Raw genomic sequence first — 6,188 nt, forward strand, 5'->3', positions numbered from 1 at the left:
GAATTAATGTGTGTATGCACACTGGATAAACATTACCAACTTTCATTTTACTATGTACCTATTTTTATTACAAATATCTTTTACCTTATACCACCTTTAAAGGTGCTTTTTTATTTTCTACATATATCTTATATATATTTATTCGAATTCTAACCTTTTTAAACATAAAAACCGCGATGCTGGTAACAGCCCGCGGTTTTTTCAAGGTTTTTACAAATAATTTATTTGCTAAGTTTGATTACGGATGCGATATTTGCGGCAATTCTTTCTACATACGTACTGGCGTTTTCGAACGCATCTTCTAATGCAATGACACCCGGTACTATGCTGAATACTGCGTCGATCCCGTGTTGGTGTACTATCTCACTGTCTGATGCTACATTACCCGCGATCGCGATGACCGGAACTTTGTGTCGTTTCGCTGTCTTCGCAACGCCGATCGGAGTTTTGCCGAAAATCGTCTGGCCATCAATCTTGCCCTCACCAGTAATGACAAAATCGGCATCTATTAGTTGATTTTCTAACTTGGTTGCCTCCAGAACAATGTCAACGCCTCTTTTCAACTCGGCAGACAGGAATGCCATCAATCCACCACCTAGTCCACCTGCTGCTCCTGCACCTGATACATGTTCAATATCCTTGCCAAGATCTTTACGAATAATATCAGCATAATGGTGAAGGTTGTTGTCCAATACTTCAACCACTTCTTGAGTTGCCCCTTTTTGCGGACCGAAAATATGTGATGCCCCCCTCATACCTGTTAAAGGATTATCTACATCGCATGCAACATCAATTTTTACCGAGTCCAACCGTTTATCTATTCCAGCTATGTTAACCGCAGCAAGCGAATTTAATGCTCCTCCGCCCTCACCAATTTCTTTTCCATCAGTATCGAGTAGCATGATGCCAAGGGCTCTTGCCATGCCAGCTCCTCCATCATTCGTGGCACTACCGCCTATTCCAATGATGATCTGTTCAACACCATAGTCCAGAGCCGCGGCAATCAATTCTCCTGTTCCCCTAGTTGTAGTAATCAGCGGGTTTCTGTCACCAGGAGGTACAAGATGAAGTCCGGATGCAGCAGCCATCTCTATGACCGCGGTCTTTTCATCGCCAGAAATACCGAAAAATGCTTCAACCGGAGTACCAAGCGGTCCTGTTACTGTCTTGTTGATTATTTTCCCGCCAGTTGCATCAACGAGGGATTGAACGGTTCCTTCGCCTCCATCTGCCATAGGTACCTTTACGAAGCTTGCCTCTGGGAGGATTTTTTTCATGCCATTCTCGATCGCTGTAGCGGCCTCAAGCGCTGTAAGGCTCTCTTTAAAAGAATCAGGTGCTATTACAATTTTCATGCTCGTTTTCTCCTCTCATTGAATACCGGAGTATCATTACACTGAAATGAAAGGTCCGGATTTCAACAAAATCCAGACCCATTTTACTTATCCGAAAAACTTGAAGATACCAAAGATTAGTGTCGATACAATTGCAAGCGTCAAACCGACAGCTGTTTCGTAAGGAATTAATTTCAAACGTTCTTTGATTTCCATGTTGACACTTCCGCCTGTGGCATGGAAGAAGCTTCCGTGTGGAAGGTGGTCAAGTACGGTTGCACCAGCGTGAACCATTGCAGCACCTGCTAATGCAGAGACCCCCATTTCCAGAATAGTAGTTCCGAATACCTGGGAAGCAACTGCTGTTCCTGCTGTTGTCGAAGCAGTAGCAGCCGACATGAAAATACCGGACACAGGGGCAAGGACGAATGCTGGAAGACCCAGTGCATCCAGGCTGTTAATCAGGACATCCTTTAACCCCGAATTAGCGATGATTCCCGCAAGTGTACCTGTACCAAGGAGCATAATAGCTACACCTGACATTTTACCGAGACCTGCTACAGCATAGTCATTAATATGTCTGATTCGGCCCATTGCAAGAGCTCCGGCAATACCGCCTGCAGGGAGGGCGATCATAGGATCAATGTTTATATCAAACAAAGGTCGTAAAGCAAGCAGGATGATTGTCACCAATGGCGCGACAATCGCTGGGACTATTAATGGAAGTTTCCCTTGAACTGTTGTTTCACTTTCCTGAGCTGTAACGTGAGAGCCTTTATTTACTAGCTTCTTAGCTAAAATATACGTCACAGTCAACCCGAAAATAGCGGGGATGATTCCGGCAGCCATGACAGAAGTCAATGGGATTTGGAATGCATCTGCTGCAGCAATGGCATTCGGGTTCGGGGACATAATATTACCTGCTTTACCGCCACCAATCATTGCAAGCAAGATGGCTGTTTTGGAAATGCCAGCTCTATTTGCGATTGCAAGTGCAATCGGCGCAACAGTGATAACAGCGACATCAACGAATACCCCAACGGTAGTAAGGATCATTGTAGCGATGGCAAGTGCAAGCAGTGCGCGCGTCTCGCCGACTTTTTTAACGATAGTTTCAGCGATTACTGCAGCAGCACCCGATTCAATCAGGACCCCAGCAAGTACACCAGCAGCCAGGATTCTTAAAACAGCGGGTATAATCCCTTTTGCGCCTTCCATCATCAAGGCTACGGTATTGGTGACATCCACCCCGCCTACAAGTCCTCCAATCAGGGCTCCGGCGATCATTCCATAAGCAGGTGAAACCTTCTTTAAAATAAGGAAAATAGCTACAATAAGTGCTACGATAGCGCCGAAAGCGCTTACCTGAATATCCAAGGTGATTCCTCCTCAAAACTTTTTGTACCCCAATTGTAAGCGCTATCTATTTGTATTACATTAGTCAAACGATCAAAAAAAGACCTGTAATAGTACAGATCTTTTGTGCATTTGCACAATTTCATTCTAATTCATTATTTAGAAACGATAAATACAAATGAAGCAGGTCTGTCGTTTTGCGGGGATCCTTCCCGGTTATTTCTGTAATTTTATCAAGACGGTATCGGAGCGTATTACGATGTACAAACAGCTTTTGCGCAGCCTTGTTCATGTCTCCGTTTGTTTCGATCAGCGCTCTTAACGATTCTGTGAGCTCTCCCTTTACATCCTTTTCTTTTAAAGATTTATAGAAAGGTTGTAAACCTTCTGTCAGGCCTTTTTTTGAAGCATTTAACAGAAAAACCGGAAGATAATAATCTTCATACATGAAGATGTCTTTTTGGGGCGTCAATTTCAAGCCGGATTTTAGTGTGTGGACTGCCTGCCGGTAGGACTTTGTTAATCCTGACAATCCTTCATGGTATTGACCAACGCCAATTTTCACCTGAATATTCCCATTCTTTCTTAAACCATCAAGCCATCCTTCTGTTATCTTTTTAAGGTAATGATCAAGGTCGGCCGGGGGAACTGCTTTTAAAATAACAATCCTGTCATGCTGCATCAGTAATAGGTCTTCTTTTTGAAGTCGGCTTTTTAAATAAGTGAATGTTTTCTTACGGTCAGATGTCTTGATGACAATCGCTGCCCGGGCCAATTCCAGATCAATACCGAGACGCATAGACCTTTCCAGGAAAAGCGGGTCATGTTTGCCTTCATAATGGATGATTTGGCTGACAAGCTCATCTTTAAGCCTTTGATCCCACTGTATTTCATTCATCAATACAGCCTGCTGTAAGCTAAGCTCAGCAGCCATGCGTACAAGTTCTCCGAAACTTCTTATTTCATCCGGGGAACCAGTAATCCCTATAACACCCATGATTTTTCCATCAAAATTGATGGGCAGGTTGATGCCTGGCTTTACACCATGGAGCCTTTTAGCCTCATCTTCGGTTATTTCAAAACCGGTCCCTTCTTTGATTACGATGACTGCGCCTTCATGCACGTCATCTAAACGTTTTTTGTCGCCTGATCCAATTATTACGCCCTGGTTATTCATTATATTGATATTCTTTCCGATGATCCCCATCGTCCTGTCAACAATTTCTTGAGCTAGCTGTTTGTTTAAAAATTCCATGTTAAAAATCCCTGCCTTGATCACTTGAATTCCTATCATTATGGCCGATTATTTACGATAACAAAAGAGAAGCGCGAGAACATGAGTCCTCACGCACAAGAATTATTTTGTTAAAGCGTGCTCCACTTTTATACATCTGTCCATAATCACGGTATATCCTTTATCTGTTAGGAAGTTATAGGCCTCCTCGTGCTCAAGGCCAAGCTGTGCCCAAAAAACATCTGCATCGATTCCCGCAAATTCCTTTGCAACCTCCATCAAATGTTCCGAACGACGGAAAACATTTACGATATCTACGTGCCCCTTGATCTCTTTAAGTGTTTTAACGGCTTTAACTCCAAGTACCTCATCAACAGTTGGATTGACAGGGATGATTTCATAGCCCGCTGACTGCATAGCCTTCGATACCATATAGGAAGTCCGCTGTGGATTGTCGCTCAATCCCACAACTGCTATTCTCTTTGCCGCCTTAAGGATTTGGCCGATTTCCTCCCGGCCTGGATTCTTAATTGCCATATTACCTCACTCCTATGGAATATTATGAGCCTTACCTTATTTTATCGCACTATTATGTAGACTCAAATCAACTTGCCTATCATTCGTAATGTATGAAAACATCCTTAATAAACTACGAAGATTTTAGTTTGTCCACTCTTCTGTTCTTCATTAATGTGAATTGATCAGCAACAACGGCAATCAATGTACCGAGGATTAACCCGTTATTAAGGATGGATACAAGGACAGGCGGGATGTTGCGGAAAGCTTCTCCGGGAAGAAACATTGCCCCTACACCGGCCAGCAGCGAAGTCCCAATGACGATTCGAATCCTCTTTTTATCATCCTCACGGTCGAATTCCGAAAAAGCGATGCCAATCATATTGACGAATATAACAAATGTGACTGAATAGCCAACAGGTGCTGGCAGTGACGCGAACAAAGACATCACATGCGGCAGCATGCTGGCAACGACGATTAGCAATGAGCTTATAATAAAAGGCAGAATCCTTATAATTCCAGTTGTTGCGATAAATCCAGCTGCACCAGATATGGGGACAGAGCCAATCGCCGAGAAAACCCCTCCAAGAAGCTGGTTGATACCGGCTGTAAAACCGCTGGCACGATAGCGAAAACCAGCATTTTCAGACCCCATATCTTTTAAAACTCGTCCAGTAACTCTTATGCTAGCTAACATATTGGTGATTAACAGGAATGTGATAAAAATTGAAGTCACGATCAAACCTGAATCGAAGATGGGCATCCCGAATGCGAAAACCTCCGGAATGGCAATTGCTGCTCCTTTGTATCCTTCGTAAGCTTTTCCCAGATCCAATATTGAAAAAAGCACCCAGCCAGAAGCCAAACTGAATAAAATTGCATACTGGCTGACCCATTTAATCCGATGTCGTGTCAGATAGAAAGTAATGCCAACCAAGAAAATGCTGAAAAAAGCGATGGGAAGACTGACCTCTGTTCTTCCGCCACCAAGTCCCACCATTCCATTAAGGAATGAGCCGCTTAATTGGATGACGAGCAAAAGCAAATAAATCCCGCTCACTACAGGTGTAAACAGCTTTGCCAGTTTATCTATAAGTTTGAATAAGCTTAGCAGGAAAAATACAATTCCGCTGATGATCATAGCCCCTTCTAGAGCTTGCAGGGTTTCAATGGTTGATGAAAACAGTGTCGTACTTAACCCTGCATATATTGTAAAAACACCCCACCAAAGGCCAGCTGGCCCCTCGTTAATTGGCAAACGATGTCCAATCAGGGCCTGCAATAGACCCGAAATACCCAATACAAACATCGTCCTCTGGACAAGTCCTGTCGTCTCCAAATCATTCAATTGGAATAAATCTGCAATCGCAATCGGAGCAACGATTGAACCTGCAATAATAAATGCCACCCACTGTATGGCTGATAATATTGTCTTCATTTTAAAATCTCCATTTTCTTGGCGTTATCGAAAAAAACATGCAGGAATGAGAATCATGTTCTATTCAATGAGAGGATACTAATCTTAATTCTGTAGGAGGATCCCCTTTTCCTTCGCCTATAATAATATCGTACTTAAGGATTTAGTAAAAAAGAAGTGATTTCTACCAAAGAACAAAAAGCGCAAGCGCCTCGTTCAGCCCCGACAAGCGCTGGAGGGCCGACCGGTGAAGTCGTTCTTTGACTTCATTGTGCGGACCGAAGCGTCTCGAGGGGCTAGGCGCTGGAGCTGGATTAAGAAAACTTCATGA

The 6,188-nt window shown here is 43.4% G+C and carries 5 protein-coding genes; all 5 read right to left on the reverse strand.

Annotated features, from left to right (window positions below; translation table 11 throughout):
* Window positions 1-221: 221 nt before the first annotated feature.
* Window positions 222-1,355 (reverse strand): glycerate kinase, encoded by a 1,134-nt coding sequence (locus ACH0QE_RS05910; RefSeq protein WP_415799768.1) that lies wholly within the window; start codon window positions 1,353-1,355, stop codon window positions 222-224.
* A gap of 87 nt (window positions 1,356-1,442) precedes the next feature.
* On the reverse strand, window positions 1,443-2,711 hold the full coding sequence (locus tag ACH0QE_RS05915) for a GntP family permease (RefSeq protein ID WP_415799769.1): 1,269 nt from the start codon (window positions 2,709-2,711) through the stop codon (window positions 1,443-1,445).
* Between the two features lie 121 nt (window positions 2,712-2,832).
* Complete coding sequence (locus ACH0QE_RS05920; RefSeq protein WP_415799770.1) at window positions 2,833-3,945, reverse strand: sugar diacid recognition domain-containing protein; 1,113 nt, start codon at window positions 3,943-3,945, stop codon at window positions 2,833-2,835.
* A gap of 102 nt (window positions 3,946-4,047) precedes the next feature.
* Window positions 4,048-4,461, reverse strand: coding sequence for a CoA-binding protein (locus tag ACH0QE_RS05925; RefSeq protein WP_415799771.1), 414 nt, complete (start codon window positions 4,459-4,461; stop codon window positions 4,048-4,050).
* 112 nt (window positions 4,462-4,573) lie between these two features.
* Window positions 4,574-5,878 carry a purine/pyrimidine permease gene (locus ACH0QE_RS05930; RefSeq protein ID WP_415799772.1) on the reverse strand — a complete coding sequence of 435 codons (1,305 nt, stop codon included), beginning with the start codon at window positions 5,876-5,878 and terminating at the stop codon, window positions 4,574-4,576.
* Window positions 5,879-6,188: the final 310 nt, after the last annotated feature.

It is taken from the genome of Mesobacillus sp. (assembly GCF_047739415.1).
Taxonomy (GTDB): Bacteria; Bacillota; Bacilli; order Bacillales; family Cytobacillaceae; genus Mesobacillus.